The organism is Paraburkholderia pallida (assembly GCF_004524855.1).
Taxonomy (GTDB): Bacteria; Pseudomonadota; Gammaproteobacteria; order Burkholderiales; family Burkholderiaceae; genus Paraburkholderia; species Paraburkholderia oxyphila.
This window is the reverse complement of record NZ_CP038149.1, coordinates 1,291,195-1,317,816: the sequence shown is the minus strand read 5'-3', so window position 1 is coordinate 1,317,816 and position 26,622 is coordinate 1,291,195. Positions and strand designations below refer to the sequence as shown.

General features: G+C 64.5%; 22 protein-coding genes and 1 pseudogene. 12 read left to right on the top strand and 11 right to left on the bottom strand.

Annotated elements, in window-relative coordinates; genetic code table 11:
• Window positions 1-66: 66 nt before the first annotated feature.
• Both E1956_RS21095 and E1956_RS21090 read right to left on the bottom strand, forming a co-directional pair.
• Window positions 67-1,623: a phospholipase D family protein gene (locus tag E1956_RS21095; protein ID WP_134754696.1), complete on the bottom strand. Its 1,557-nt coding sequence runs from the start codon at window positions 1,621-1,623 to the stop codon at window positions 67-69.
• Between the two features lie 166 nt (window positions 1,624-1,789).
• Complete coding sequence (locus tag E1956_RS21090) at window positions 1,790-2,650, bottom strand: LysR family transcriptional regulator (protein ID WP_134752584.1); 861 nt, start codon at window positions 2,648-2,650, stop codon at window positions 1,790-1,792.
• Window positions 2,651-2,812: 162 nt separating this feature from the next.
• Here E1956_RS21090 and E1956_RS21085 point away from each other — a divergent pair, with 162 nt between their 5' ends.
• The 3 genes from E1956_RS21085 to E1956_RS21075 all read left to right on the top strand — a co-directional run bounded on the left by E1956_RS21085 (window position 2,813) and on the right by E1956_RS21075 (window position 6,296).
• Entirely contained in the window at window positions 2,813-4,450 is a 1,638-nt protein-coding gene (locus E1956_RS21085) for a gamma-glutamyltransferase family protein (protein WP_134752582.1), read from the top strand.
• Between the two features lie 157 nt (window positions 4,451-4,607).
• On the top strand, window positions 4,608-5,918 hold the full coding sequence (locus E1956_RS21080; RefSeq protein ID WP_134754694.1) for an MFS transporter: 1,311 nt from the start codon (window positions 4,608-4,610) through the stop codon (window positions 5,916-5,918).
• A gap of 132 nt (window positions 5,919-6,050) precedes the next feature.
• Window positions 6,051-6,296 carry a hypothetical protein gene (locus E1956_RS21075; protein ID WP_134752580.1) on the top strand — a complete coding sequence of 82 codons (246 nt, stop codon included), beginning with the start codon at window positions 6,051-6,053 and terminating at the stop codon, window positions 6,294-6,296.
• Window positions 6,297-6,435: 139 nt separating this feature from the next.
• Here E1956_RS21075 and E1956_RS21070 read toward each other — a convergent pair whose 3' ends face one another.
• Complete coding sequence (locus tag E1956_RS21070; RefSeq protein WP_134752578.1) at window positions 6,436-7,434, bottom strand: D-2-hydroxyacid dehydrogenase; 999 nt, start codon at window positions 7,432-7,434, stop codon at window positions 6,436-6,438.
• Between E1956_RS21070 and E1956_RS21065 the strand changes: the two genes are divergently transcribed.
• The 4 genes from E1956_RS21065 to E1956_RS21050 all read left to right on the top strand — a co-directional run bounded on the left by E1956_RS21065 (window position 7,433) and on the right by E1956_RS21050 (window position 10,314).
• The gene (locus tag E1956_RS21065; RefSeq protein ID WP_134752576.1) at window positions 7,433-7,648 is read left to right on the top strand and encodes a hypothetical protein; all 216 of its coding nucleotides are present in this window, start codon (window positions 7,433-7,435) and stop codon (window positions 7,646-7,648) included. The genes E1956_RS21070 and E1956_RS21065 overlap by 2 nt on opposite strands.
• A gap of 88 nt (window positions 7,649-7,736) precedes the next feature.
• Window positions 7,737-8,927: a CaiB/BaiF CoA transferase family protein gene (locus tag E1956_RS21060; RefSeq protein ID WP_134752574.1), complete on the top strand. Its 1,191-nt coding sequence runs from the start codon at window positions 7,737-7,739 to the stop codon at window positions 8,925-8,927.
• Window positions 8,928-8,942: 15 nt separating this feature from the next.
• Window positions 8,943-9,920, top strand: a complete 978-nt coding sequence (locus E1956_RS21055) for a hydroxymethylglutaryl-CoA lyase (RefSeq protein ID WP_134752573.1) — start codon at window positions 8,943-8,945, stop codon at window positions 9,918-9,920.
• 10 nt (window positions 9,921-9,930) lie between these two features.
• Window positions 9,931-10,314: a VOC family protein gene (locus E1956_RS21050; protein WP_028221947.1), complete on the top strand. Its 384-nt coding sequence runs from the start codon at window positions 9,931-9,933 to the stop codon at window positions 10,312-10,314.
• Here the strand turns inward: E1956_RS21050 and E1956_RS21045 are convergent.
• Window positions 10,289-10,591 carry a hypothetical protein gene (locus E1956_RS21045; RefSeq protein WP_134752571.1) on the bottom strand — a complete coding sequence of 101 codons (303 nt, stop codon included), beginning with the start codon at window positions 10,589-10,591 and terminating at the stop codon, window positions 10,289-10,291. The two genes, E1956_RS21050 and E1956_RS21045, sit on opposite strands and share 26 nt — an antisense overlap.
• Here E1956_RS21045 and E1956_RS21040 point away from each other — a divergent pair.
• Complete coding sequence (locus E1956_RS21040) at window positions 10,590-11,489, top strand: LysR family transcriptional regulator (RefSeq protein WP_134752569.1); 900 nt, start codon at window positions 10,590-10,592, stop codon at window positions 11,487-11,489. The two genes, E1956_RS21045 and E1956_RS21040, sit on opposite strands and share 2 nt — an antisense overlap.
• Window positions 11,490-11,562: 73 nt before the next feature.
• Here E1956_RS21040 and E1956_RS21035 read toward each other — a convergent pair whose 3' ends face one another.
• The gene (locus tag E1956_RS21035; protein ID WP_134752567.1) at window positions 11,563-13,011 is read right to left on the bottom strand and encodes an MFS transporter; all 1,449 of its coding nucleotides are present in this window, start codon (window positions 13,009-13,011) and stop codon (window positions 11,563-11,565) included.
• Window positions 13,012-13,848: 837 nt separating this feature from the next.
• Here E1956_RS21035 and E1956_RS21030 point away from each other — a divergent pair.
• The 3 genes from E1956_RS21030 to E1956_RS21020 are packed head-to-tail and all read left to right on the top strand — an operon-like array spanning window position 13,849 to window position 18,748.
• The gene (locus E1956_RS21030; RefSeq protein ID WP_134752565.1) at window positions 13,849-16,773 is read left to right on the top strand and encodes a xanthine dehydrogenase family protein molybdopterin-binding subunit; all 2,925 of its coding nucleotides are present in this window, start codon (window positions 13,849-13,851) and stop codon (window positions 16,771-16,773) included.
• Window positions 16,770-17,507 carry a (2Fe-2S)-binding protein gene (locus E1956_RS21025; RefSeq protein WP_134752563.1) on the top strand — a complete coding sequence of 246 codons (738 nt, stop codon included), beginning with the start codon at window positions 16,770-16,772 and terminating at the stop codon, window positions 17,505-17,507. The genes E1956_RS21030 and E1956_RS21025 overlap by 4 nt, the downstream gene beginning before the upstream one ends.
• A complete protein-coding gene (locus E1956_RS21020) occupies window positions 17,504-18,748 on the top strand; it encodes a cytochrome c (RefSeq protein WP_134752561.1) in 1,245 nt (414 codons plus the stop codon). Before E1956_RS21025 ends, E1956_RS21020 begins: the two co-directional genes overlap by 4 nt.
• A 7-nt stretch (window positions 18,749-18,755) precedes the next feature.
• On the opposite strand, the gene E1956_RS21015 is transcribed toward E1956_RS21020, so the two are convergent.
• The 5 genes and pseudogenes from E1956_RS21015 to E1956_RS21000 form a co-directional block, all read right to left on the bottom strand.
• Window positions 18,756-19,058 (bottom strand): hypothetical protein, encoded by a 303-nt coding sequence (locus E1956_RS21015; RefSeq protein ID WP_134752558.1) that lies wholly within the window; start codon window positions 19,056-19,058, stop codon window positions 18,756-18,758.
• A 4-nt stretch (window positions 19,059-19,062) separates the two neighbouring features.
• Complete coding sequence (locus E1956_RS21010; RefSeq protein ID WP_134752556.1) at window positions 19,063-20,088, bottom strand: PoNe immunity protein domain-containing protein; 1,026 nt, start codon at window positions 20,086-20,088, stop codon at window positions 19,063-19,065.
• Window positions 20,085-21,290 carry a hypothetical protein gene (locus E1956_RS21005; protein ID WP_232071495.1) on the bottom strand — a complete coding sequence of 402 codons (1,206 nt, stop codon included), beginning with the start codon at window positions 21,288-21,290 and terminating at the stop codon, window positions 20,085-20,087. The genes E1956_RS21010 and E1956_RS21005 overlap by 4 nt, the downstream gene beginning before the upstream one ends.
• Entirely contained in the window at window positions 21,244-21,561 is a 318-nt protein-coding gene (locus E1956_RS46910; RefSeq protein WP_232071776.1) for a hypothetical protein, read from the bottom strand. Before E1956_RS46910 ends, E1956_RS21005 begins: the two co-directional genes overlap by 47 nt.
• 11 nt (window positions 21,562-21,572) lie before the next feature.
• Window positions 21,573-24,126, bottom strand: a pseudogene (locus E1956_RS21000) (type VI secretion system Vgr family protein).
• A gap of 401 nt (window positions 24,127-24,527) precedes the next feature.
• Between E1956_RS21000 and E1956_RS20995 the strand changes: the two are divergent.
• Window positions 24,528-25,232: an NnrU family protein gene (locus E1956_RS20995; protein ID WP_418789294.1), complete on the top strand. Its 705-nt coding sequence runs from the start codon at window positions 24,528-24,530 to the stop codon at window positions 25,230-25,232.
• Between the two features lie 77 nt (window positions 25,233-25,309).
• On the opposite strand, the gene E1956_RS20990 is transcribed toward E1956_RS20995, so the two are convergent.
• Window positions 25,310-26,611 (bottom strand): serine hydrolase domain-containing protein, encoded by a 1,302-nt coding sequence (locus E1956_RS20990; protein ID WP_134752554.1) that lies wholly within the window; start codon window positions 26,609-26,611, stop codon window positions 25,310-25,312.
• Window positions 26,612-26,622: the final 11 nt, after the last annotated feature.

Genomic DNA, 26,622 nt, shown 5'->3' with positions numbered 1-26,622 from the left:
GAATTACCCGGGCGCAGCGCGCTGGGGGCGCGAGTTTCGTTTCGGAAAAAAAATGTGCAGTGGCGCTTACAGCAGCCACTCGATGGGGAGGATGGAGAAGAACCAGACCGCAAGGCGCGTGCTCCAGCGCGAGTTCGGCTCCGTGTCATAGCGGATGACGTTATCGCCGGATTGGCGGATCCAGTAGAGCGAGCCGTCGGGGGCGAGCTTCACCTGATAGGCTAGCTGGGGCACCTGGGTCCAGAACGCCGATTCGATGCGGCTCGCGAGCACGGGGCTTTCGATCACGAGGCCGAGTTCGGTATTCAGGTTGGCGGAACGCGGGTCGAAGTTGAGCGAGCCGACGAAGACGCGCTGAGCATCCACCGCGAAGGTCTTCGCGTGCAGGCTCGAGCCCGAGCTGCCGAACATGCCCGGCGCCTGTTCCTTGCCCGCGCCCGCGGCCCTGCGCAATTCGAAGAGCTCGACGCCGCTTTTCAGGAGCGGCTTGCGGCGGCGCGCGTAGCCGGCGTGCACGGGCAGCACGTCGGTGGCTTCGAGCGAGTTCGTGAGCACGCGCACGATCACGCCGCGCGAAGCGAGCCGCGTGAAATACTGCGTGCCCACCTCGCCGGGAACGAAGTAGGGCGAGACGAGGTCGAGCTCGCGTTCGGGTTCGCCGAGGATGTCGCGCAACTGGCTGAGCACGAGCGACTCCGGCGCGGCTTTGCCTTGTGCTTTCGCGGGGTCGTCGCTCACGAGCCGCGTACGGGCCCATTCGAGCGGCAGCGTGCCGTCCAGCAGCCGGCTCACATCGGTCTTCTCGTTAAGCGTTGCGGTATAGGCCGCAGCGGCGGGATTGTCCTGAACCGCGTGCGCCGCGCGGTCGAGCGCGTCGAGCCCCCCGGGTGGCGGCGCGGGCAGGATTTCATGCGCGGGCCATGCCGGCGCGCTCGCCCAGTAGCGGTCGAAGTCTTGCGCGACATCCGTGGCCGCCGGGCCGATCGCGAGCACGTCCAGATCGGCGAAGAGGACGCCATCGGTGGCGCCGAAGTACTCGTCGCCGATATTGCGCCCGCCGAGGATCGTGGCGATGCCGTCGGCGGTCAGCGATTTGTTGTGCATGCGCCGGTTCAGGCGCGAGAAGTCCGTGAGGTAGCCGATGAACTTCGGCTTGCGCACGGCGAACGGATTGAACAGGCGCACCTCGATGTTCGGATGGGCATCGAGCGCCGCGAGCGTGCCGTCGAGCGAATGGGGAACGCCGTTGTCGTCGAGCAGGAGGCGCACGCGCACGCCGCGGTCTGCGGCTTCGCGCAGTTCCTCGAGCAGGAGCGTGCCGGTGAGGTCGTTGCGCCAGATGTAGTACTGCACGTCGAGCGTGCGCTGCGCGGTGCGCACGAGATCCACGCGTGAGGCGAAGGCTTCGAGCGGATTCGTGAGCGGATCGATGCCGGTCAGGTCCGGATGCGTCGCCAGCGCGCCTTCGATCGCCACGCCCAGTGCGGTGCCGCGCGCCTGCACGGCGGTGAGGGCGACCGAATGCGTGCGCTCGCGCGGCGGCGGGAGCTGGCACGCCGCGAGCGCCACGGCGCACAGCAGGACCAGCGCCCAGCTGACGGGTCCGTGGCCAGGCTTCGTCATCCGGGAGAGGGGCGAACTTTGCATGGAGCGTGTGGGCGGAGGATGGCGCTAGCTTAAGCGATTGTCGGAAACCGTTCCATGAGTGCGTATGCACGATGTCGGTGTTCTTTCGGGGTGCCTTTCAGCTTTTAACCGTTGGATATCGGTTCGGATCGCTAATGATCGGTCAACGCAGCATTTCCGCGAGCGTAGTAAAAAGCAACGTCCGCTTGTTCGACTTACGGTGAATCATGCCCACCGTGCGCATGAACGGTGGATTGCAAAGGGGAATCAGCCGCAGGTTCGCATCGTCGTGCCAGTTGCCGTTGTGAAGGACCGGCAGCACGCTCACCCCCACGTCGTTGCGCACGAGCGAGACGATCGTTTCGATGGAGTTCAGCTCCAGATACTCCTGCGGCTTGATGCCGAGCGTGCATAACGCTTCGTCGATCACCACGCCTGTCGGCACGCGGCGGTCGAAGCGCAGGAAGCCGCGTTCGCGCAAGATGCGGCGCGCGTCGCCGCCTGCCGTGGCGCGGCTGGCCACCAGCATGAGCGGCTCTTCATAGAGCGGTGTCCACGCGAGCGACTCATGCAGGGTGCCGTCGGAGTTGCCGACCACCACCGCGAGATCGACTTCGCCGGCTTCGACCATGTGTGCGAGCTCCGCGGAGCGCGCGGAGGTGAGCCGCACTTCGAGCTCGGGATGCCCGGTCTTCAGGTGCGCTACGGCGAGCGAGAGCGCGCCGATCACGGAGACCACGGCGCCGACGATGACCGAGCCGCGGATCGTATCGTCGGCGCGGGCCGGCAACTCGTCGATCAGCTCGAGAATGCGCTCGACCTTCGCGCAGATATCGCGGCCCTCGCGCGTCAGCGCCACCTGGCGCGCGCGGCGGTCGAAGATCTGCCGGCCCAGTGCCTCCTCGAGCCCGCGCATCTGCAGGCTCACGGCCGCCTGCGTGAGCGCGGTCTTTTCCGCGGCGAGGGCGAACGAGCCGCTACGGGCCACGGCTTGCAGGGTACGCAGCATGCGCAGGGAAAGCATGAAAGAAAAATTTAAGTATCGAAAACAAAATATTAATATTTTTTCGCTTGAGCCTTCAAGATAATCGTCATATTGACGGGTGCATCCGTATTGTCTGGGCGCGCGGCTTGCCGCGCAGCCCGCACGGACTGCCTTTTTCCGACCATTCCAGCCCATATCGCCATGACACGCTTCGACTGGCAGAACCCTTATTCGACGCCGCGCCTGCCGGTGTTCGCCCGCAACATCGTTTCGACCTCGCATCCGCTCGCGGCGCAGGCGGGCCTGCGCATGCTCTGGAAGGGCGGCAATGCCGTGGACGCGGCGATCGCGGCGGCGGCGGCCATCACCGTGGTCGAGCCGGTGTCGTGCGGGCTGGGCGGCGACGCGTTCGCGCTCGTCTGGGACGGCACGCAGTTGCACGGGCTCAATGCCTCGGGCACGGCGCCCGCGGCCTGGAATCCCGATTACTTCCGGCGCAAATACGGCGAGGAAAACGGCCTCGCGAAACAGCCGAAACGCGGCTGGGATACCGTCACCGTGCCGGGCGTGATTGCCGGCTGGGAAGCGCTGCACGCGAAATTCGGCTCGCTGCCGTTCGCGGATCTGATGGCGCCGGCGATCGAAATTGCCGAGCGCGGCTACGCCCTTGCTTCGATCGTCGCGCGTAAATGGCAGGCCGCCATTCCCGAGCTGCGCGACCAGCCCGGCTTTGCGGACACGTTCATGCCGCGCGGCCGGGCGCCCGAAGTGAGCGAGCGCGTGTGCCTGCCGGGACACGCGGCCACGCTGCGGCGGCTCGCCGAGCTGGGACCGCGTGCCTACTACGAAGGCGAAATCGCCGAGCGCATCGCCGCGTTCGCGCGCGAAGGCGGCGCGGCGCTCACGCTCGACGACTTGCGCAACTATCGCGCGCAATGGGTCGAGCCGATTTCGAAGGCGTACCGCGGCTATCGGGTGCACGAGATTCCGCCCAACGGGCAGGGCATTGCCGCGCTCATCGCGTTGGGCATACTCGAGCAATTCGACGTCGCCTCGTTGCCGCGCGATGGCATTGAATCGCAGCATCTGCAGATCGAGGCGATGAAGCTTGCCTTCGCCGACGTCTATCGCTACGTGTCCGATCCGGGCTCGATGGAAGTGACGCCCGAGCAGATGCTCGACGACGCGTATCTCAAGTCGCGCGCGAAACTCATCGACCCGAAGCGCGCCACGCATTTCAATTTCGGCATGCCGAGGTCGGGCGGCACGATCTATCTGTCCGCTGCCGACGAACGCGGCATGATGGTGAGCTTCATTCAGTCGAACTACATGGGCTTCGGCTCGGGCGTGGTGGTGCCGGGGCTGGGCATTGCGCTGCAGAATCGCGGCTGCGGATTCTCGATGGACCCGGTCTCGCCCAATGTCGTCGGCGGCGGCAAGCGTCCGTTCCACACGATCATTCCCGCGTTCCTCTCGCAGCAGGTGGACGGCCGCGAAGAGGCGGTCATGAGCTTCGGCGTGATGGGCGGCGACATGCAGCCGCAAGGCCATCTGCAGACGGTCGTGCGCATGCTCGACTACGGCCAGCAGCCGCAGGCCGCGTGCGATGCGCCGCGCTGGAAGGTGAACCGCGATTTCACGGTCGATATCGAATCGACGTTCGATCCGCAGGTTGCGCGGGCCCTGGAGGCGCGCGGCCACGAGATCAAGGGTTTCGACGATCCGTACATGGACTTCGGCTCCGGCCAGTTCATCTGGAAGCTCGATCGCAACGATCCCGAGCGCGGCTACGTGGCGGCAAGCGATACGCGGCGCGACGGTCTCGCGGCAGGGTTCTGAGCACAGGGTTGCGCCGGTCCGGCTGCGTGCGCAGCGCAGCCGGACCGTGCTGGAACGCCTGCGACCGATTCGGTTGGATCGATGAGTAGAGCAAAACAATAGAGCAGGGAGACGGGACATGAGAAGCGATTCGCAGTCCGTAGCGGATGTCGTGGAGATGGAGGGGGCCGGCAGCGCGAAGCCGCCGCTCACGCGCGCCATGGTGCGTCGCATCGTGTTCTCCTCGTCCATTGGCAATGCGCTCGAATGGTTCGATTTTCTCGTCTACGGCTATTTCGCGCCCGTGATCGCGAAGCAGTTCTTTCCCGTGCACGACGAGTGGCTCTCGACGCTGCTCGCGATCGGCACGTTCGGCATTTCGTTTCTGATGCGCCCGCTCGGCGCCATCGTGCTAGGCATGTATGGCGACAGGCAAGGGCGCAAGGCTGCACTGACGCTCGCCATCGCGCTCATGATGACGGGCACGCTCGCAATGGCTGTGATGCCGCCGTATGCCACGATCGGTCTCGCGGCGCCGTTGCTCGTCCTGCTCGCGCGCCTCGTGCAGGGATTTGCAGTGGGTGGTGAATTCGGCAGCGCGACCGCGTTTATGGTCGAGCACAGCAGCACGAGGCGCGGCTATTACGCCAGCTGGCAATTCGCCAGCCAGGGCGCCGCAGCAATTCTCGCGGCGGCTTTCGGCTCGCTGCTGGCGCTCTGGCTGCCGCCTGCGGCGCTCGCTTCGTGGGGGTGGCGCGTGCCGTTTTTCTTCGGGCTCGTGCTGGGCCCGGTGGGCTATTACATTCGCTCGCATCTCGACGAAACGCCGGAGTTTCTCGCGAACCGCGAGGCGATGAGCGCGCAGCGAGCGGTTGCCGGGACGAACGAACCGGCCGGCCGCCGCGGGCTCGATTTGCTGCTCGCCGTGGGCATCGTCGCGCAATCGACGGTGGGCGTGTATATCCTCCAGCTCTATATGCCGCTGTATGCGGTCAAGCAACTGCATATGGCCGCGGCGACTTCTTTTGGCGTGGTCGTGCTCAACGGCGGCCTGCAATTCGCGCTTTCGCCCGTGATGGGCGCGTTGTCCGATCGCATCGGACGCCTGCGCATCATGCTCACCACGTCGATTTTGCTGGCGGCGCTCACGTACCCCATGTTCGCGCTGCTCAAGGCGCATCCGACGCTCGGATGGCTGCTCGTGCTGCAGGGGGCGGCGGGCATCTTCAAGGCCGCCTATTCGGGCCCGATGCCGGCGCTGATGTCCGAGATCTTTCCGGTGCGGATGCGCTCGGCCGGATTGTCGATCGCGTATAGCCTCGGCGTGACGCTGCTCGGCGGATTCGCGCCCACTATCGCCGAGTTGCTGATTCACTGGACCGGCGATACGCTGGCCCCCGCGTATTACGTATCGCTTGCTGCGGTTGTTTCGGGCATATCGCTGTCGATCGTGGGCTGGCGGATGCGCAAGCCATTACTTGCCCATTGAATGCAATACAGAAATTCTTTTTTTGCCACGCGTGCCCGCGTCACTGAACGGATTGCGAAGCAGTGCTATATTCGCGACTTCGTCGCAATTTAGCGATGAAATGTTTACGTTTTGACAGGTAGCGGAGGGTGTATGGCGATCGAATACCGAGGCTTTCAAATCAATGTCGATACGAAAGCGGACGCGACGGACACGCAATGGCTGTGCCGCGCGGAAATAAACGGGGCAAAGGATGAAGTGCGCGGCGTCGCCCTGCCTGGCGTGGAGCTTGTGTTTCCCAAACTCAAGATCGACGTGCTGATGGTGGTCAGCATGGTGGAGCACAAGGCGCGTCAATCCGTCGATGAATGGTTTGCAGCGCATCCGGCAATGGCGTGAGCGTCATGACGGAGATTGTCTTTCAAGTCTGAAAGACTGAGCGTCATTGCAGGGGCCCGCAAGGGCCCCTTGTCATTTGTTTCGCGGCATCGGCTCTTCATCTGTCGCTTGTTTCCGGCAGGAAACGCCGGTTTCGTAATCAATGTGGGTGCACGCTATTGCGCGGTTGGCCGGCATAAAAGCTTGCAATGTTGTCGATCAGTTGATCGGCGAGCGCCTGGGTGGCCTCGTCGCTGGCCCATGCCACGTGGGGCGTGAGAATGAAACCCGGGTGTGCGAGTAGCGCCTGAAACGGGTGCGTGGCCGGCAGGGGTTCCTCCGACACGACATCGAAACCTGCCCCCGATATTTGACCGGACTGCAGCGCCTGCACGAGCGCCGCTTCGTCCACGAGCCCGCCGCGCGCGGTATTGATGAGGAGCGGGCGGCGCGCCATGCGCGCGAACGCGTCCGCATCGATCAGGTGGCGCGTCGCGGGCGTGAGCGGGCAGTGCAGCGAGACGATGTCGCTGTGCGCGAGCAGCGCGTCGAGAGGCATGCGTTCGTCGTCCGAGCCTGTGCCACTCTCGTGATCCTTCCGCGTCTCATGAGCGGCGAATATCACGCGCAGTCCCAGCGCGCGCCCCATGTCGGCCGTCGCACGGCCGAGCGCGCCTGCGCCGACGATCCCCAGCGTCGAGCCGGCCAAGTTGCGGATCGGAAAATCGAAAAAACAGAACTGACCCGATTCGAGCCAGCGCCCGGCGCGCACGGCCTCGCGATAGGCCAGCAGACTGCGCCGCAGCGCGAAGATCAGCGCGAACGTATGTTCCGGCACCGTGTGCACCGCATAGTCGCGAATATTGCTGACGATGACACCGCGCGCAGCGCAGGCCCGCAGGTCGACGTTGTCCGTCCCCGTGGCGGCCACCGCGATCATGCGTAGCCGGGGTGCCGCCGCAAGCGCCGCCGCCGTGATGGGTGTCTTGTTGGTGATGACGATCTCGGCGTCGCCAATGCGCTGCGCGACTTCGGCGGGTGCGGTGCGCTCGAACGTATGCAGGACATGCTCGAACGGCAGCGGACGTAACCGCGTTTGCGGGGGGAGCGTAGCGCGGTCGAGAAAGACGATCTGGGTTGGCGCAGCGGAGCGGGTCATGGGCGGGCGCGAAAAAAATGAGCGGAAGCGGAAACGCGCGAAACAAATGGCGCGCTGGGTCATGGGGTACGACGAGGCCGCATTGTGGAGCGCGCCGGACCGGCGCGGCTTGCTCATTGCGACACTCGACTTTCCGATGCGGAAATTGGCGGCTCCCGTTCCCACTACGCGCGCCATGCCGCACGGCCCGGCGCCGCCCAGCCTTTCCATTTGATCAAGCCAGATTGAGCAACCGTCGATTATCAACGCGCGTGATCCGGCTCATCATGGTGTCCAGAGTCGAAACCATTCTGGAGACAGCCATGTCACGTCCCCTCACCGGCATCCGCGTGCTGGAACTCGGGCAGCTCATCGCAGGCCCGTTCGCCGGGAAAATGCTCGCCGAATTCGGCGCGAGCGTCATCAAGGTCGAGCCGCCGGGCACCGGTGATCCGCTGCGCAAATGGCGCCTGCTGCACGAAGGCACCTCGGTCTGGTGGGCCGCGCAGTCGCGCAACAAGCAGTCGCTCACGCTCGATCTGCGCTCGCCCGAAGGTCAGGATGTGATCCGCCGTCTCGTATCGGAAACCGATGTGCTAATCGAGAATTTTCGTCCTGGCACGCTCGAAGGCTGGGGGCTCGGCTGGGAAGCGCTTAGCGCGATCAATCCGGGACTGATCATGCTGCGCGTGTCCGGCTATGGACAGACCGGGCCCTATCGCGACCGGCCCGGCTTCGGCGTGGTCGCCGAGGCGATGGGTGGCCTGCGTCACTTAAGCGGCGAGCCGGGGCGCACTCCAGTGCGCGTGGGCATTTCGATCGGCGATTCGCTTTCGGCGCTGCATGGCGTGATCGGCGTGCTGCTTGCGCTGCGCCATCGCGAGCAGCACGGCGGCAAGGGCCAGGTCGTGGACGTCGCGCTCTACGAGTCCGTCTTCAACATGATGGAGAGCCTGTTGCCCGAGTATTCGGTGTTCGGCGCGGTGCGCCAGCCTGCCGGCAGCAGCCTGCCCGGCATTGCACCGAGCAATGCGTACCGCTGCAGTGACGGCAAGTACGCGCTGATCGCGGGCAATGGTGACAGCATCTTCCGTCGCTTGATGGAGCTGATCGAGCGGCCGGACCTCGGCAGCGATCCAGCGCTCGCACAGAACGACGGGCGCGTGGCCCAGGTCGAGCGCATCGATGTGGCGATTGGCGACTGGTGTGCGCGCCGCACGCTCGACGAGGTGCTTGCCGCGCTCAACGAAGCACGCATTCCGGCAGGGCGCATCTATGACGTCGCGGACATTGCCGCCGACCCGCACTATCAGGCACGCGAGATGATCGTCGAAGACACGCTGCCCGACGGCACGCCGGTGAGCGTGCCCGGCATCGTGCCGAAACTGAACGCCACGCCTGGCGTCATCGAGCGCAGCGCGCCCACGCTCGGCGAGCACACGGACGCCGTGCTCGAATCCATCGGCGTGGATACCGCGACGCGCGAAGCATGGCGTGCGCGCGGTGTGATCTGAACGGAGACGAAGGCAATGACACAAGAGACCAAACCGGCCACCCAGGCGCAGCGCCTGTATCTGAACGAAGTCGCCACGCGCGATGGTTTCCAGAATGAAGCGGCGTTCATCGACACCGACGACAAGATCGCGCTCATCGACCAGCTGAGCGCATGCGGCTACGCGAAGATCGAGGTGACTTCGTTCACGTCGCCGAAGGCGATACCAGCGCTGCGCGACGCCGAAGCGGTAATGCACGGCATCGCACGCGCGCCGGGCGTCGTCTACACGGTGCTGGTGCCCAACGTGCGCGGCGCGGAGCGTGCGCTGTCGTGCAACGTCGGTGAAGTGAACCTCGTGATGTCGGTGAGCGAAAGCCACAATCGCACGAACCTGCGCATGACGCGCGAGCAGTCGTTCGCACAGCTATCCGATGTGATCGAGGCCGTGCGCGGCACCGGCGTGGCCATCAACGTGTCGCTTTCCACAGCGATGGGGTGTCCGATGGAGGGCGACGTGCCCGCTGCAACGGTGCTCGAGTGGATGCAGCGCTTCGCGGAGCGCGGCGTGAACGGCTTCACCCTTTGCGATACGACCGGCATGGCGCATCCGGCCCAGGTTCGCGCACTGTGCGCCCGCGCGAGCGAGGCATTCGGCGCCCTGGAACTCACACTGCATTTCCACAATACTCGCGGCATGGCGCTCGCGAACACGCTTGCCGCGCTCGATGCGGGTATCGTGCGCTTTGACGCCTCGCTCGGCGGCCTGGGCGGGTGTCCCTATGCGCCGGGCGCGACCGGCAATGTCTGCACCGAAGAGCTCGTTCACATGCTCGAACTCGACGGCTACGACACGGGCGTGGATCTTGCGGCCATACTCGAGGCAGCCGCGCGTCTGCCGGTGCTGATCGGGCACGACGTGCCGAGCCAGATCCTCAAGGCCGGCCGCCGAATGGACCTTCATCCGTTGCCCGCCGGCGCGCAGGACATGCCGGAGCAGCGTGCATTTCTTTAAGGAGCGAAGCATGGCACTGATCGATCACCTCGACCATCTGGTGGTGACCTGCGTGGACCCCGAGGCCACGAAGCATTTCTACACCGAGGTGCTGCAGATGCAACTCGAGACATTCGGCGCGGGCCGGATCGCGTTTCGCTTCGGCAACCAGAAGATCAATCTGCACGTGCGCGGCTCGGAGTTCGAGCCGAAGGCGCATGTGCCGGCGCCGGGCGCGCTCGACTTGTGTTTCATCGCAGCGGTGCCGCTCGACGACGTGATCGCGCATCTGGGCAAGTTCGACTGGCCGATTGTGCTGGGGCCGGTCGAGCGCACGGGGGCGACGCAGAAGATCCGCTCGGTCTACGTGCGCGACCCGGATCTGAATCTCATCGAGATCTCGGAGCTGATCTGACGATCCGGCACGCGGCGTTTCCGATCGGGGAATAATTTTTCTCATTTTCTCGATCGGTGCCGCGCCGCATTGCGCGGGGCTTGTCGCTTTCGTTGCCCGCACAAAGACGCGCCGCGTGCGCGTCTTTTTCATTCTCAGCCGGCTTGCGGACCTCCACGGCACCGCTTTGCGCATCTGGACGCGATAGCCGCCTACCCTGCGGCGGGCTACTTTCGCGCGCGACATAGATGCCGCACAATGGCCACTTCAAACGGTTTTCCTCCAGCGTATCCACCATGGTCAATCCGCTTCATTTCGATCTGCAGTCGCTGCGGGTCTTTCTGCTCGTCGCGGAGCACGGCAGCCTGACCAAGGCGGCCGAGCATGGCCAGCTCACGCTTTCCGCGGTCAGCAAGCGCATCGCGGAGCTCGAAAGCGTCACGGACTGCGCGCTTTTCATCCGGCGCGCGCGTGGCGTGGAGCTGACCCCGGCCGGTCTCGCCTTGCTCGAGCATGCGAGCCGCGTCATCGACCAGGTCAACCGCATGGCGAACGAAATGGGCGATTACGCCGCCGGCGTGCGCGGGCACGTTCGCATGTGGGCCAATACGTCGGCGATCGTGCAGTTCCTGCCCGTCGATCTCGCGGGCTTTCTCAACGGCCATCCGGGCATCAAGGTCAGTCTCGAAGAGCGCCTGAGCCACGAGATCGTGGAGGCGCTCGGCTCGGGCAAGGCCGACATTGGCGTGTTCGCCGACAACGTGCCCGCGCAGGGCATCGAGCGGCGTCTCTACAGGCGCGACGAACTGGTGCTGCTCGTGCCGCAGGGGCATCGTTTCGCGCAGCAGGACATCATCCGCTTCGCGGATACGCTCGACGAAGACTACGTGGGCTTGAGCGACGGCAGCTCGCTGCTCGCGCGCATGACCGACGCCGCGTTCGCCGTGGAGCGCTCGCTCAAGCTGCGCATTCAGGCGTCGAACTTCGACGGCGTCTGCCGCATGATCGAGGCGGGCCTGGGCATCGGCGTCCTGCCGCGCGATTCGGTCAGCGACGAGCGCGGCAAGATCGGTGTTTCCAAAGTGAAACTCAGCGACGCGTGGGCGACGCGCACGCTCTGGGTCGGGGTGAAGGCGGGCAGTGCGTTGAGTTCCGATGTCCTGAGCCTGTTCGACTACATGTCGGCGCGCACCTGAAACGCGCGCGGGCCGTGGCCACGCGAGGCGTGACGCACGGCCCATGACACGGGAGTGGCGGCGGATGTGAACGTCAGACGGGATTGATCTCGTCCTGGCTGCGTCGCGTGGTGAGCGGCCCGAGCATGCGCAGTGTCACCGCGACAATGGCGAGGGCGGCGGAAATCACGCCGAACATCGCGAGCGGGCCGTGCTGGTTGAGCACGGGCAGCAGAATGAACGGCAGGGCGCCACTGACGAAACGCGAGAGCGAGTAGGTGCTGCCGATTGCCGTCGAGCGCACGCTGGCGGGAAAGATCTCAGCCTGGTAGACGTGGTAGGCGTTGCTGAACACATTCGACGCGCACGTGGTCAGGACACCGAACAAGACGATCAGGCCGATATGGTTCGAATAAGCGAAGCCGAGGCCGAACAGGGCGATCGCAACGAGCGAGGCGATCACGAGCGTGCGCCGCTCGATCCAGTTGAGCAGCGGCACGGAGAGCAGCGAGCCGATGGGGTAGCCGAGAAACGAGAGCGCGACGAAGAGCGTGCTGCCCGTCACGTCGAAGCCGCGGCTCTTCACCACGACACCGGCGAGCGTGCCGAAACCGTAATAGCCGAAGCCCTGGAACAGGTGGAAGATGGTGAGCATCAGGTAGCGCTTGCCGTACGGCGCACGGCCCAGCAGGGCAATGCGCTCGCGCAGCAGCAGCGGGTGCTTGCGTTCGCCGGATTCCGCAAAGGCGGCGGGCATGGCGACGCCCGCACTTTGCGCGAACCGGCCCAGCGTGGCATGCGCTTCCTCTACGCGCCCTTGCGCGAGCAGCCAGCGCGGGCTTTCCGGAAGGCGATGCTTCACGGCCAGCACGAAGACGGCGCCCAGTCCGCCGATCGCGAGGATCACGCGCCAGCCCGTGATCGCGCCGGCATGCAGCGGATTGAGCCAGACCGCGAGAAAGCCCACGAGCGGCACGGCCACATACGAGGTGGTATAGGCCCATGCCGCAAGGCGCCCGCGGCGGTCTTTCGGCAGGATCTCGGAGAGGTAGCTGTCGGCGACCGGATAGATCGCACCCACGCCCACGCCCGTGAGAAAGCGGCAGGCGACCAGCATGATGGCGTTGACCGAAAACGCGCCGATCAGCGAGAACGCGCTGTACCAGACGAGCGTGAGCAGGAACGCGCGGCGCCGGCCAATACGGTCAGCGAGGCTGCCGAGGCAAAGCGACCCGAAGAACATGCCGATGAACGCCGAAGCGAGCAGCAGCTTGAAAGCGTTGCTGTGGCCGTCGAGACCGTACTCGTTTTGCAGCGCCGAGCCGATCGAGCTGACGAGGAAAATCTCGTACATGTCGAAGAACAGGCCGATCCCCACAACCCACACCACGAAGCGGTGCAGCGCGCCCACGGGCATCTCGTCCATGAAGCTGCCGAGCGTCGTTGCCGCGCGGTTGAGCGCCTCGCGCTGGCCGGTGGCGAGCGGAGCGGGCGAGCTATCGCGGGCCGAGGCCCCGCCCAGATCCAAAGGTTGGCTGTTCATCGTGTCTCCAGATATCGGTATGCCGCGGCTCTGCCAACGGTCGATCTCGCTACGGAGCAGGGCCGATTGAACCGCTGTCCGTGGCATGGTGCGCCGCATGGAACCCGCAGGGCGCAGGGAATGGGCGCTGAGGCCAAGTGTGGGAGATTTTTGCCAGCACGAAAATTGCGGATGCCTCAAGCATGCTTTCCCGCGGAGAAAGGCTCGCGGCGGATTGGTATTGAGCGATGCCGCAATTGCTTCTTGACTGGTAGCACCCGCTTAATAATCAATCGCCCCGGCTCGCCGATGGAACCTTCTACGCGCCTTCACGCGAGCGGATGCATGCGAAGGTCAGGGCGTTGATGGCGTTTCTCATCGAAAAGCGCGAGCTGATGTCTGCGCCTCAGGCCGGGGTGCGAGCTGGCACGGCCAAGGGTAAAAGCCGCAAGCGAACGCCCGGGCCGCCTCGTCAGCCCAGTTAATTCGTCATGCAGATTAATATTGTCTGGTGAAAGGCATCGCCGTCGCTCTGGATGACCCAATACTCGCGAGGACGAAGCCGGCGAGCGGCGCCGATGATGCGACACGAACACCCCCGGCCATTCCCCGGGCACCCGATATCGCAGACGGGCTAAAATCCGCTCATACTTGCATTCGATCAGGCTCCGGATGCAAGACGCAGCAAATCCATGTGCGCCGCAAGCGCCCATGGCGCCGGGGTTATAAGCGCAATAATAAGTTCCACATGTGAATATCGCTATGGGCTCAAGCGGGTGCGGATGCCAGAATGCGGGCCGCTCCGCAAGGCACAAACTGTCGCCTTGGCGAGTCGCGCACGCACCTGGAGGTCCCCTCATGAAAAACCACGGCCTGTCACGGCGAGGTTTTCTCAAAGCCAGCATGCTGGCGGGCGTGGCGGTATATGTGGCGCCGTTCGGCAGCCGCGCATTCGCTGCCCTGTTCGAAGAAAAACTCCTCACACCGGTCAAATGGGATGCCGCCAACGGCACACCCAAGTTCCGTATCGACGGCATTGCCAAAGTCACGGGCTCGAAAATCTTCGCGCGCGATGTGCGCGCGTCGGACATGCCCCATTGGCCGCAGCAGCAGGCTCACGCGCTGATCCTGCGCGCGACCCAGGCCGACCGCCTCTATGAAGGCTTCGACCTGACGCTGCTCGGCGACGACCTCAAGCCCGACCGCATCGTCACCGCCGAGGACCTCGCGCGCGATGGTGTCGCGTTCCCGGCGTTCTACGGCGACGACATGCTGCTGCCCGCGGGCAAGACGCCGGCCTACCTGGGCCACGCGGTCGCGATCCTCATCTACCACGATTTCGCGCGCTTCCGCTTCGCGAAGAACCTGCTCAAGTTCCGCGACGACGTGATCCGCTACGGCGCGGTGACCGGGCCGCTCGAACGCGACCCGTGGGGCACCTTCCGCTTCGTCCGCGTGGGCGGCAAGACGCCGTATGACGACGATGCCTATTCGAGCCTCAAGGACGCGCCGATTTTCCCGAGCATGATGCGCAAGCATCTGCCGGTCTGGCCGGACGCCAACGCGCACGGCAAGGTCGACGAGCAGGGGATGGCCTACGCCGCCCAGATCGCCGATGAACTCGACCATCCGTCCGCCGACTGGCTCGTGTTCGACCGCGAGTACAACACGCAGTCGATCGACACCGCCGCGCTCGAGCCCGACAACGCGAACGGCTGGTACGACGCCGCCACGCAATCGCTGCACCTCGTGGTGCCGACGCAGTCGCCGCTCGAAGTCGCGGAATCGGTCGCGGAAATGGCCGCGAAGAGCCACTACCCGGTCAGGCAACTGTTCCTGCACCCGTGCTACACGGTGGGCTACGGCTCGAAGGATCACTTCAACGTGCCGTACTACGGGCTCGTGGCCGCGCTCTATGGCGACGGCCGCCCGGTGCGCTTCGCGAACGACCGCTATGAGCAGTTCCAGACCTCGCTCAAGCGCCACGCGTTCAAGATGCATTACCGCATCGCCGTGGACCGCAAGACGGGGCTGCTGCAGTCGTTCAAGGGCGACTTCGAGGCGAATGGCGGCGGGCGCTGCAACTTCTCGCCTTCGGTGGCGATGGTGGGCGCGACGGCCGCGCAATCGATCTACTACTTCCCGAAGAACGACTTCGCCACCGTGGCGATCGCCTCGCGCGCGATCGACGCGGGCTCGGCGCGCGGCTACGGCACGCTGCAGAGCATGGCCGCGACCGAGATGGCTATCGACGAAATCGCCGCGCAGCTCGGGGTCGATCCAATCGACTTCCGTCTGAAGAATGCGCTGCGCTCGGGCATGAAGAACACCCAGGGCGCGATCCCCGCGGGCGCGATCCGCGTGGACGACGTGCTTGAACGCGCGAAGGCCCATCCGCTGTGGACGCAGCGCGCGAAGCGCAAGGCCGAGTACGAGGTCGCCAACCCGGGCAAGCGCTACGGCGTGGGCTTCGCCTGCGTGCAAAAGGACTTTGGTACGGGCTCCGAAGCATCGCTCGCGAAGGTCGAGATCGACGAGAACGGCGCCATCACGCTCCATCACACGGGCGCGGAGATCGGCACGGGCATGTCGACCTCGCAGGCCGTGGCCGTGGCGAAGTGGCTCGGCAAGCCCGCAGCGGACATCCGCGTGGCCGTGACCGACTGGCCGGACCTGCCGATGGTCACGAGCGGCGACCCCTACATCATGAGCCAGGCCGATCAGGACAAGTTCAGCGTGAATCCGCGCTGGACGCCCAACATCGCCTCGCCGTCGAGCGCCACCAACTCCGCGTTCTACTTCACGCACAGCACGCGCGAAGCCGCGCGCGCCGTGTTCCGCTATGGCCTGTGGCCGGCGGCCATGTCGATCTGGTCGCAGGGCATCGGCGGCGGGCAGGCCGCACCGCTCGTCGTGCGCATCGAAGACGCGCGCTGGGTGGACGGCAAGCTCACGGCAGCCGGCCTCGAACCGCTGCCGCTCGAGCAGCTCGCGAAACAGGCCCACGCGATGGGCCTCGCAACCGGCGCGGTCGTGCACGTGTTCAATCGCTGGCAATGGGCTGAAGCCGAATTCGATGTCGGCGGTGCGGTCGAACGTCTGCCGATCGACGGTCTTTCGCTGCGCTACGGCACGGCCGGCACGGGCGAGAACGGCACGCCAGCGACCGCCAACGCGGGCGAAAACGGCACGCCCGCCGCCGCCCCGGACGCGGCCGCAAGCAAGAGCGCGCCAGTTGCCATGGCGCCCACGACGCTGCCGCTCACGGCGAACGGCTATCGCGTGCTGGACCGCAAGCGCGTGTTCATCCCGCCGATGAGCCGCAACAACGCGGCGGTGACCTACTACAGCGCGGTCGGCACGCTCGTCGAGCTCGCCGTGCACGAGGCCACGGGCAAGGTGGAGCTGCTCACGCACCACTCGATCATGGAATGCGGCAACCAGATCTCGCCGCAGCTCGTCTCGGGCCAGTTGCAGGGCGGTGTTGCCATGGGCATCGGCCACGCGCTGCACGAATATCTGCCGCTCTATGAAGACGGCCCCGGCAACGGCACCTGGAACTTCAACCGGTATCACGTGCCGCGCGCTTCGGACGTCGCCGTCTGGACGCAGACCGGCGAAGTGCTGCCGGTGCTCTCGGAAACCGATCCGCCCAAGGGCATCGCCGAAGTGGTGATGATTCCCGTGGTGGGCGCGGTCGTGAACGGCGTCGCGCACGCCATCGGCCATCGCTTCACCGACTTGCCGGTGACCCCGCAAAAAATCCTGGAGGTGCTCGCATGACGCTCGCCCAATCCGCTGCATCCGCGGCCAGCGCCAGCGCCGCCGCGGTGGCTTCTCAGGCTGCTTCTCAGGCTGCGCCGCAAGCAGCCAGCCAACCCGACGCTGCATCGGCCGCGCAACCGGCCTCGCAACCTTCCGCGCAAGCTGGCGCGGCAGCGCCCGCGCCCGTTGAGCGTCCGCTCGTGCAGTACAAGCCGAAAGCGCTCTCGCTCACCATCAACGGCAAGGAAGTCGGCCCGCTGCAGGTGCCCGAGGGCCTCATGATGATCGAGTTCCTGCACGAGTACGCGGGCCTGACCGGCTCGCGCCTCGGCTGCGGGCAGGGCGTCTGCCACGCATGCGTGGTCATCCTCGACAAGCCGGACGGCTCGAGCGAGGAAATGCGCACCTGCATCACGGGCGCGCACTTCTTCAATGGCCGCAAGATCCGCACGATCGAAGGCCACGCGAAGCGCAACGAAGCCGGCGAGGTGGTCGAGCTCTCGCCCATCCAGCAGAAGTTTCTCGATCACTTCAGCTTCCAGTGCGGCTACTGTACGCCGGGCTTCGTCAACGCGGCGACCGTGCTGCTCGAGCGCCTCAAGCGCGAGCCCGTTGCGAAAGCCGATGTCGAAAGCACGATCATGAGCGCGCTCGACGGCCACATCTGCCGCTGTACGGGCTACGTTCGCTACTACGAGGCGGTGAAGGACGTGGTGATGAGCACGCCCGGGCTCGTGAAGGACGCGGCATGAAGCGCGCTCTCCTCAACCGCCTCGCGCATGGCGTGCTGCTGGCCGCCTGCGCACTCACGCTCGCGGCCTGCGGCCGCGAGGAATCGTCCACTTCGGGCGCGGCGTTCACGTCCACGCCCGAGCAGGTTGCACGCGGCCGTTACCTCACCAAAGCCGCCGACTGCGCCGCATGCCACACCGCGAAGGACGGCGCGCCGTTCGCGGGCGGCGCGCCGCTCGCTTCGCCGTATGGCACCTTCTACGGCTCGAACATCACGCCGGACAAGGACCATGGCATCGGCAACTGGAGCGCCGACGACTTCTATGCCGCGCTGCACGACGGCAACGCGCGCGGCAAGCGGCTTTATCCGTCGATGCCCTATACGTCGTACCGGCAGCTCTCGCGCGCGGACACCGACGCGATTTACGCCTACCTGATGACGGTGAAGCCGGTCGCGCTGGCGAACCGGGAGAACGAGCTGAAGTTCCCGTACAACATGCGCTTCGGCATGGCGTTGTGGGACATGGTGTTCCTGAAGGATGCGTTGCCCGATGCCTCGGCGGGGCAGTCCGCCGACTGGCAGCGCGGCCGCTATCTCGCGAACGCGCTGGGCCACTGCGCCGAATGCCATACGCCGCGCAACGTGTTCGGCCAGCTCGTCGACGCGAAGCCGCTCTCGGGCGCCGCGCTCGGCCGCGTGGTCGCGCCGGATATCACGCCCGCGGGCCTCGCTGGCCGCGGCTGGACCGCCGCCGACCTGCAGACGTTCTTCAGCGTCGGCATCGCGCCGCAGGGTTCGGCGTTCGGTGAGATGTATCCGGTCGTGCACCTGAGCACGCAGTACCTGAACAAGGACGATGTGCGTGCGCTGTCCGTCTATCTGCTCGGCGACACGCCGCCCGCGCCGCAGCCCGTGAAGGCCGTGGACGCCGACGCGGCGCAGCTCGCGGCGGGCCGCTCGGTGTATCTCGCCGTGTGCGCGGGCTGTCACGGGCTGGCGGGCGAGGGCAAGCCGCACGTAGCGGTGCCGATGAACGGCAACTCGACGGTGCGTCAGGCCGATCCGCACAATCTGCTCGTGGCGATGCTCGATGGTATCGATACGCAGAAGTTCGCGGGTCTGGAGGATATGCAGGCGATGCCGGCGTTCGCGTCCACGCTCAGCGACGATGAGCTTTCGCAGTTGGCGAATTATCTGCGTGCGACGTGGGGTGGGCAGCCGGCGAATGTTGCTGCGGCGGATGTGAAGGCGCTGCGGTAGCGTTGGATTAAGCGCTGTGCGCGGTTGTTTCTGAAAAGCGGGCCTCGATTTTCGAGGCCCGCTTTTTTTTGTCTGTTGCGCGGCCTCGGACAAAGGCAGGGCGCGGGAACGCCCGCATAGGCCGGATGATACGTCGGCGCAGCCTATCCTGAAGCAGCGACAGAACGCAGAGGATTGCGCGGCCTTCATCCGCGCTTTCCGTCGCGATGAGCAACTCTCCCGGCGCGGGTTCGTGGACAAGCCCCCAGGCTCGCGGCGAAACGAAAATCGGCAGCGCGTCCGGGTGCCGGAATTTTCCCGCAAGACTCATGCGTTCACGCCTCGCGGGTCGGGCCGCCGTCGTCACGCCCCATCACGATCCACGTAACCGGGCCTACCTTGCCGTCGCGGCCGACGCCCTCGGGGAAGGCGTCGCCTTCCTTGAAGAAGCGCTCCTGCACGAACGCGCCCGGCGATTCGAGCACGCCCCAGCGGCCCGCATGCGGGCATTGCTCGCCGGTTCTGCGTGAAATATGCGGCTTCGGAGCGTCCGCGGCGCGTGCCACGGCCTCGCGCTCACGCGCGAAGTCAACGAGGTCCTTCGGATACACGAGGTTGTCTCTATAGCTGCTGTCGTCAATGTCCCACAGCACCGTCACCAGCGCGGCCTCGAGGCACCAGTACCCAAAATAAATGCCGTCCGTATGCGCGCCATGCCAGTAGGTCGGCTTCATGCCCTTGTACCAGCCCTCGACAAACTCCTTGACTAGCGCGGGCCGTTCCTCGGGTGCCCGAACCGTCGCACTCGCGAGCGGCCGATACGGCACAGCATGGAGTACCACGCGCGGCGCTTCGACGCATGTACCCGTGAGCATCCGAACCACGTTCTCGAACAGCCCGTCACGTCCGCGGTTGAACTTTCGGGTATTGTCCACCCAGCCGATGATGGTCGGAATGAAGTCTGAATGCTCCAGCAGCTTGCAGAGTGCGAGCAGCCAGAACACGTACACATAGGCGTCAAGCTGGGTGATTTCGAACGTATCCGCCACGTTCTCGGGTGGACTCTTGCTCCGTGGTGATACCTCTTGGGCAACATAGACATTGAAGCGCTCAATGATTTCAGGCAGTTGCGCTTTCAGTTCCTCGATGGGCTTGCCTGCCGTGTAATCAAGCAACAGCAATTGGAGGCTTTCAGACGCGATTGACCAACGATTGCTGGAGTCTGCGCCACTCGCCTTTGGCTTTTCCGACGCCAGTGATTCGTAAGATAGTTTTATACCGTATTTGTATCCTCGTTCGTTGTCCAGATAGTCTTTTTCACTAAGAAATTTTTGTCGTCGTGTATTTTTAAAGTCAGTCATTCAAAACTCTCCGATGTATCGCTTTCAGGTTGCGAGGTCTTCTCAAGATTCATTGAAGCCCCGACAACGTCGATTAGCACAGACGCCTTGGACGATGATCCTGTCGGCCCCGGCAAGCAAATAAATATCCAGCGGACGTATCTTGAATCCTTTATTTCTTGATATTTAGCCCTTCTTTCCTCTGACGTCATATAGCCATTTTTCACATCTCGATTCAGTGCTTGAGGAATCCGTTCTTCAGTCCACGGCTCGCTCATCTGCGTACCGTCGCAGGTTTCGCCCAGCCGCCGCTTCGCTTCTTTCTGGATACCATCAGTATCACTGGGATCGAAGCCTTTCGAGATATGCTTCGCCTCGAACACCACGAACAGCGGATAGGCTACCGCGCCTGCCACTGCCGGGTTGAGCGTCCTGTATTGAGGTTTCGGTGGCCTCATCGCTTCGGGAATGAACACCAGCTTGCCTCCAGGCGGCGGCTCGCTCACGATCTGCGGCATTGGGTTCGGCGCGCTCATGTCGGCCTGCTTTTCGAACAGGCCATCGAGCCCGCGTCCCTTTGGCGGATCGACAAGCCGTTTGTAGCCTAAAGACTTTTCCATCAAGATATAACCGTCGTTCTCGCACTTCGCGCCGTTCTGCCTGTTGATTTCTGTCTGTGGCTTGCACTCCACCGTGAGCGTATCGACTTTCACAACCGTCTGGACTTGCGGAGCGGGAATCGCCACTTTCCTGTACAGTGCGTCGTTTTGCTGCTGCTTGCGGATCTTCTTCATCACTTCGTCTTCGCCATCGTTCAGGCTCGGCGAATAGGTGAGCAGGACGACGCCAACGAGAAACGGAATCGAGGTGATCTTCGTGAGCAACTGCGTCAGCACCGAGCCTTCCGCTTCAGCCGCGGCGGGGAGGACGGGGTTCGGTACGTCCGTCACTGGAGGTGTCTTTAGCCACGGTGAATTGTCCGGCGCCAGGAACGCGACCAGACTGGCCCCGGCATTCAGCTTGCAAACTTCTTCCTTGAGCACGGCCAGCCACGCCTGTGTCTCAGCCTGCGCCTTCTTGCCGCCTGCCGACCAGTCGAACTCCTCCACGTAGCGCTTCGCATTGCCGTAAGCCTGGCTGTGCATGAACGCGCGCACGTCCGGCCAGGTGCCGCCGTCATTCACGATGCCTAGGAGGGTGCGCGCCGTGCCGTAGCTCGGCATGAAGCCCGCAAAAGCACGAGAGCTGGTCCGAGGCCAGCGAGCGCTCGCCGCCACTGAGCACCCACGTCAGGAAATCGCGCGCCAGGTACAGGAAATCGTCGTCGTCGTGAAACCCTTTTACGCGGGAGAGCCACTGACCGGCAATCGCCAGCGCGGACTGCTGCTGGCGAATCGTGTCGATGGGATAGAACAAGGCGAGAAAGCGTTCGATTTCTGCCACGGACATGCGTACCGCGTCCTTCAGGTCCGGTTTGACCTGGGTGATGGGCAAGAACCTCGCGATCATGAAAGGAACGTCCTGACAAGGTTGATGCCGGATGACGCGTCACTTGCCGCGCCCGAGTCGTTATTGGGGCGTTTCGGCTCGCCCGCCCACTGGCGCACATCCTCGCCAAGATCGGCCGTGCCCTGGCCTGGCTGCACGCCATCGAGACGTGCGAAGCCCTTGTCGTCAAGCGTTCCGGACAGGGTCGTGCCGTTCTTCAGGCGCACCGTGTAGGGTGCGTTTTTGACCGGTTGAAGGTCTTCGTAGTGGTGGCTGAGTTCGAGGAAGTGAGGCAGGTCGCCCACCTTGCCGGAAGGCAGCACGGGAAGGTCCGGCCCCTGCGATGCCGTGCCTTTCTTCTGCACGGTGATGGTCTTGAGGAACAGGTCACCAGGGCCGCCGAGCGTAATGCTGCCGTCCTTGATCTGTACGAACGCGCCGCCACATTCCAGGATGATTTCCTTTGCCGCCGAAAGATTGACCTTGCCGTTGACGCTGGCGACGTTCACATCCTTTGCAGCGGTGAGTGACATGGGGCCGCCCTGAGCCTGGAATTCGACTGGGCCTTTGGCCGCAAAAATCTTGATGCCGGCCTTCTGCACGAACAGCGAAATCTTTTCGCCCGCCGCGACGGTCCAGCGCTTCAGCACGCTCCAGTCGGCGTTTTTTCCCGGCCACGGTGGACATGCTGTCCTGCGCCGCGAACTGGATGCCCTGGGCCGCGACGATCCCCGCCGAAGCGGGCGTGCTGGCGAGCAATCCCGGCTGCTTGAGGCCGTCGAAATCGTCCTTCATCTGCTGATGCGCGTCGGTGTCCGCAGGCTCGGCCTTCGCGCTGCTGGCGGATGCCGCCAGCGCCTTCGCAGTCGCCAGCGCGCTTTCCAGCTGTGCAATGGTCTCCTGCATGTCCAGTTGCTTGCCGGTCGCGGCGGGCCGGTCGTAGGCCGTCAACATCAAGCCCTTGCCCGCGCGATTGACCCCGTAGCCCGATGTGCGAAGCTCATAGCCTTCGCCCCTGTATTCGAGCTTTTTGTTAACCAGGTAGCCGAGATTCAGTTGTGACTTGCCCGAATGTTCCGTGCCAAGTTTGATGCCTTCCTGGCCCGCCCAGTCCTCGAAGCGAATCTTGTTGTTCTTCTGCGTGCGGATCATGTTGCGCGAAAGCCAGCGCCGGTCATTCGTCACCAGGTCGCGCGCCTGGCTGTGGTGGTGAAAAGCGGTAATTTCCGGCTTGTCCGGGTCGCCGTCACGGCAGGCGATCGAGGCTTCGGCATCGTTCAGCGCCGGGAAGTGCATACCGGTCTGGAACTTGCCCGCGAAGGGCTTGGCAAGGCGTAGCGGGACGCTCTCGCCGCCTTTGGGCCACGTCTCGAAGTCCGCGTCGAAGCGCACCGTATAGTGGCCGTCGGCAGTTATATACGCATAGGTGTAGGAGTCCGGGCTTGTGACGCGAGCCGAGAGCGTGCCACTCACTTTGGCCCAATTCTGCGGTTCCAGCTTCAGGCGGAAACGCCGGTCGGCGGGAATGGCCTTGAAACAGTTTGTATAGGGCCTGTCGCGTGCACCGCTGTGCGTGATCTCGACAACCAGCTGCCCCTGGGGCGCGTCGGGCAGCAGGATATCGGTTTCGAACACGCGCCCCGGCTGCAAGGCCAGCACATTGCTTTCGCCTTCATAGACAATCTGCGAGGCGATGGCCGCTTCGTGGCGCAGTTGTGCTTCCCACTTTGCTCCATCCTGGTCGAGGTGGTGAGTCCCGTACACGTAAGACTGGCCGTAGGTCGTGGTATCGCCTGGGGCAACGTTGGCCGTTGCGCGATAACGCTCCCAGGCGCTTTGAGGGTTGTAATCCGCGACGGTAAGCGACTGCGGCACGGTCACGGCATGGGTCTTGATCGACGTGACCGCCTCCACGCCGCCCGCTTCGAGTCCCGCCGCCTCGCGGTACGGCACGATCAGGCGCGGCTCGTAGATGTAGTGATCCACGTCATCGCCATAGACCACCTGATCGCCGTGTTCGGACTCCAGGATGAAGAAAAAGATGCCGGACTTCTCCTGCATCATGTGACCATATGCGGCGTCGGTCATGCCGTACTGCATGCGAAAGGCGTGCTTCGAATAGGTGCCGCGCAGCCGGAAAGTGAATTGATGCTCGCGCATCCCGTGTTCGCGCATCCCCGCCGCCAGAATGTCAGGTGTGCTCGCGTGCTGATAGATCTTCGTGCGCGTGGTCGCCGCCAGCCGTCCAACATGCGACTTCAGCAGGAATTCATGCTTGACCTCGTCATATGAGGATTGAATCACGGAGATGCGTTCGATGAAGCCGCTCATTTTCCGTATGGTTCCATCATCCTGGGTGACGGAAAACGTGGCGTCCTGATTGAGAAAATCGGCACGCGCAAGCTGGTGCGGATGCGTCGCCACGATGACGACTTCTGTAGGTTCGCTTATTTTTTCGGTGGCAGTGAACGACACCACCGAGAGCGCTTCGGCGCCTGTCGCTCCGGGCACGGCGAGGTGGTACGCTTGTCTGCCAGTCAGCAGGATTGAAACCGCATCAATTGCCGCCATTCATGCGTCTCCATAATCGGTCGAACGCTCATGCTGGCGGGATGGTGTATCACCGCCAATCAGATCCGTCCGAAAAGGAGATGGCGAATTTTTAGCGGGGCTCGAATTCTCGATAGGCAATCAATTGCGCCCGCCTCGATGCAAGGCGTGCAATGCGTTCGTAAAATACAGTTGTGGCTCGCCGAGTTCATGAAGCTGGCCGATACATGACAACTGGTTCAGCGCGCCACTCGCGGTCGCGCTACGCACGACTCACGCCGGGGCACGGTGCGGCGTGAACCCATAAAGGAGTAATCTTCGATACGCTACGCGAGACGCGCGGCTTACCGGGTCCACGCACGCGCGTCATCGCACATGAGACCCTTGCGGATTGCCGACGATATGACCCAGGAGCCAGGCCTATGGGAAGCATGGACGGAAGCATCAACGCAGTCGTGGCGGCGTCAGTCGCCTTCGTGGGCAGTCATTTCATCTTGTCCCATCCGTTGCGCAAGCCTTTGGTGGGCGCTATCGGCGAGACCGCGTTTCAGGGCGTCTATTCGCTGGTTTCGTTCGCGACGCTCGGCTGGATGGTCGTGGCGTACAGGCGGGCTCCGCTGACCGAGTCGCTCTGGGCGGTCGGCGACGGCCTCTGGGCGGTGGTCACGGTGCTGATGCTGATCGCGTCGATCCTGCTGATGGGCTCGCTGATCCGCAACCCCGCGTTGCCCACGGGCGGGCGTCCCGGTGCATTTCCGGAAGCGGCGCTCGGCGTCTACGCGGTGACGCGCCACCCGATGATGTGGGCCTTCGCGTTGTGGGGGCTGTGCCACATCGCCGTGTATCCGGTGCCGAAGAACATCGTGGTTGCGGCGGCGATAGTGGTGCTCGCGCTCGTCGGCGCCGCCTTGCAGGACCACAAGAAGGAGCGGCTGCAGCCCGAGCAGTGGCCCGCGTGGGAGGCGAAGACGAGCTATCTGCCGTTCGCGGCCATCGCCGCGGGCCGCGCGCGGCTTGGCGGCTTCGGCATGCACGCGCTGGCGGGCGGCGTCGTGGTCTGGCTCGTCGCCAGTTGGGCGCACAGGCCGCTCGCCGGCATGGTTGCCGGCATCTGGCGCTGGCTGTAGTGGCCAGTCGCTGCGGATAGCCACTGCTGCCTGGCGTGCCTGGCGCTGGCCGCGCGAGCGCATCGCGCGACTGCGCCTCAAAGCTTCGGACGGTCGGTCGGATCCATCGAGGTTCCCGGGATACCCGGCGTGCGTGCGCTCACCTCCAGCTCTTGCGCAAGCGCCGCGCGGCGCTCGCCAGAGGGCTGCGCGCGCTGCGCATTGGCGAGCGCCGGCACGATATAGCCGTTCACCATTTGCCGAAAGATCTGCACGTTTTTCGCGTCGCGCAGACCGCCTTCGATCGGCAGCATGCTCGTCATCACGATCACCGTGTTGCGCTTGGGCAGCACCGTGATGAACTGCCCCTTGAAGCCCATCGCGTCGTACTCGGGCTCGCTCTGCACGATGTTGTTGACCCACCAGTAGTACCCGAAGTGCGGCGATACCGCCGGTGTCGTCATCTGCGCGATCCATTGCTGCGGCACTACCTGGCGTCCCTGCCAGCGGCCGTGATCGAGCACGAGCATGCCGATCTTCGCCATGTCGATCGCGCGCAGCCTCAGGCCCCAGCCCGCCGAGACCAGCCCCTTGCTGTCGGCGCGTTCCCAGGCGGCGTGCTTCATGCCGAGCGGCTCGAACAGATGCGCCTTCGCGTATCGCTCGACGGGCTCGTGCGCCGCCGCGCTCAACATGGCAGCGGTCAGAATCGGATTGATGTCGGTGTATTCGAACACGGTGCCGGGCGCGGCCTTTGGGTTCGTTGTGGCCGCAAGCTTCAGGCGGTCGGGCGCCGCGTAATAGATGGGATCGTCCTTGGGCCGGAAGTCGTAGTGCAGGCCGCTTGACATCGAAAGAACGTGGCGCAGTTCGATGTCGCGTTTATCGGCGAAATCGGCGCGCAGGTCGGGGCGCCAGGCGCTCAGCGCGTCCGCAACCGAATCGTCGAGACCGATGGCGCCCTGGCCGATCAGGATGCCCGCGACGAGCGACGTCACCGACTTGGTGACAGAGTACAGCTCGTAGTTCGCTTCGCGCGACGCGCCCACGCCATAGCGCTCGAAAATCAGCTTGCCGTCTTTCACCACGAGCAGGCTGTAGACATCGAGCTTCTGCTCGCGGATCCATTGCGAGAGCCGCACGAGCTCGCGCGAATCGACGCCCACGTCCTCGGGCGAGACCGCTTCGATGCCGGTTTCGTGCAGTGGGGCGGGCGCGGCGCTTGCCTGCTGCGCGCAAGCCGCGAACGGCACGAGTGCGCTCGCGCCGACCACGAACGGCGCAAGGCGGGCGAGCAGGCCGCGCGCGCCCGGCGATGCAGCGCTTCGTGAACTCGACGCACTCGACGTATTCGACGCGGCGCGTCGCGAATGAAATAGCGGGAACGGTTGAGTTGTCATCGTCGCGGTTT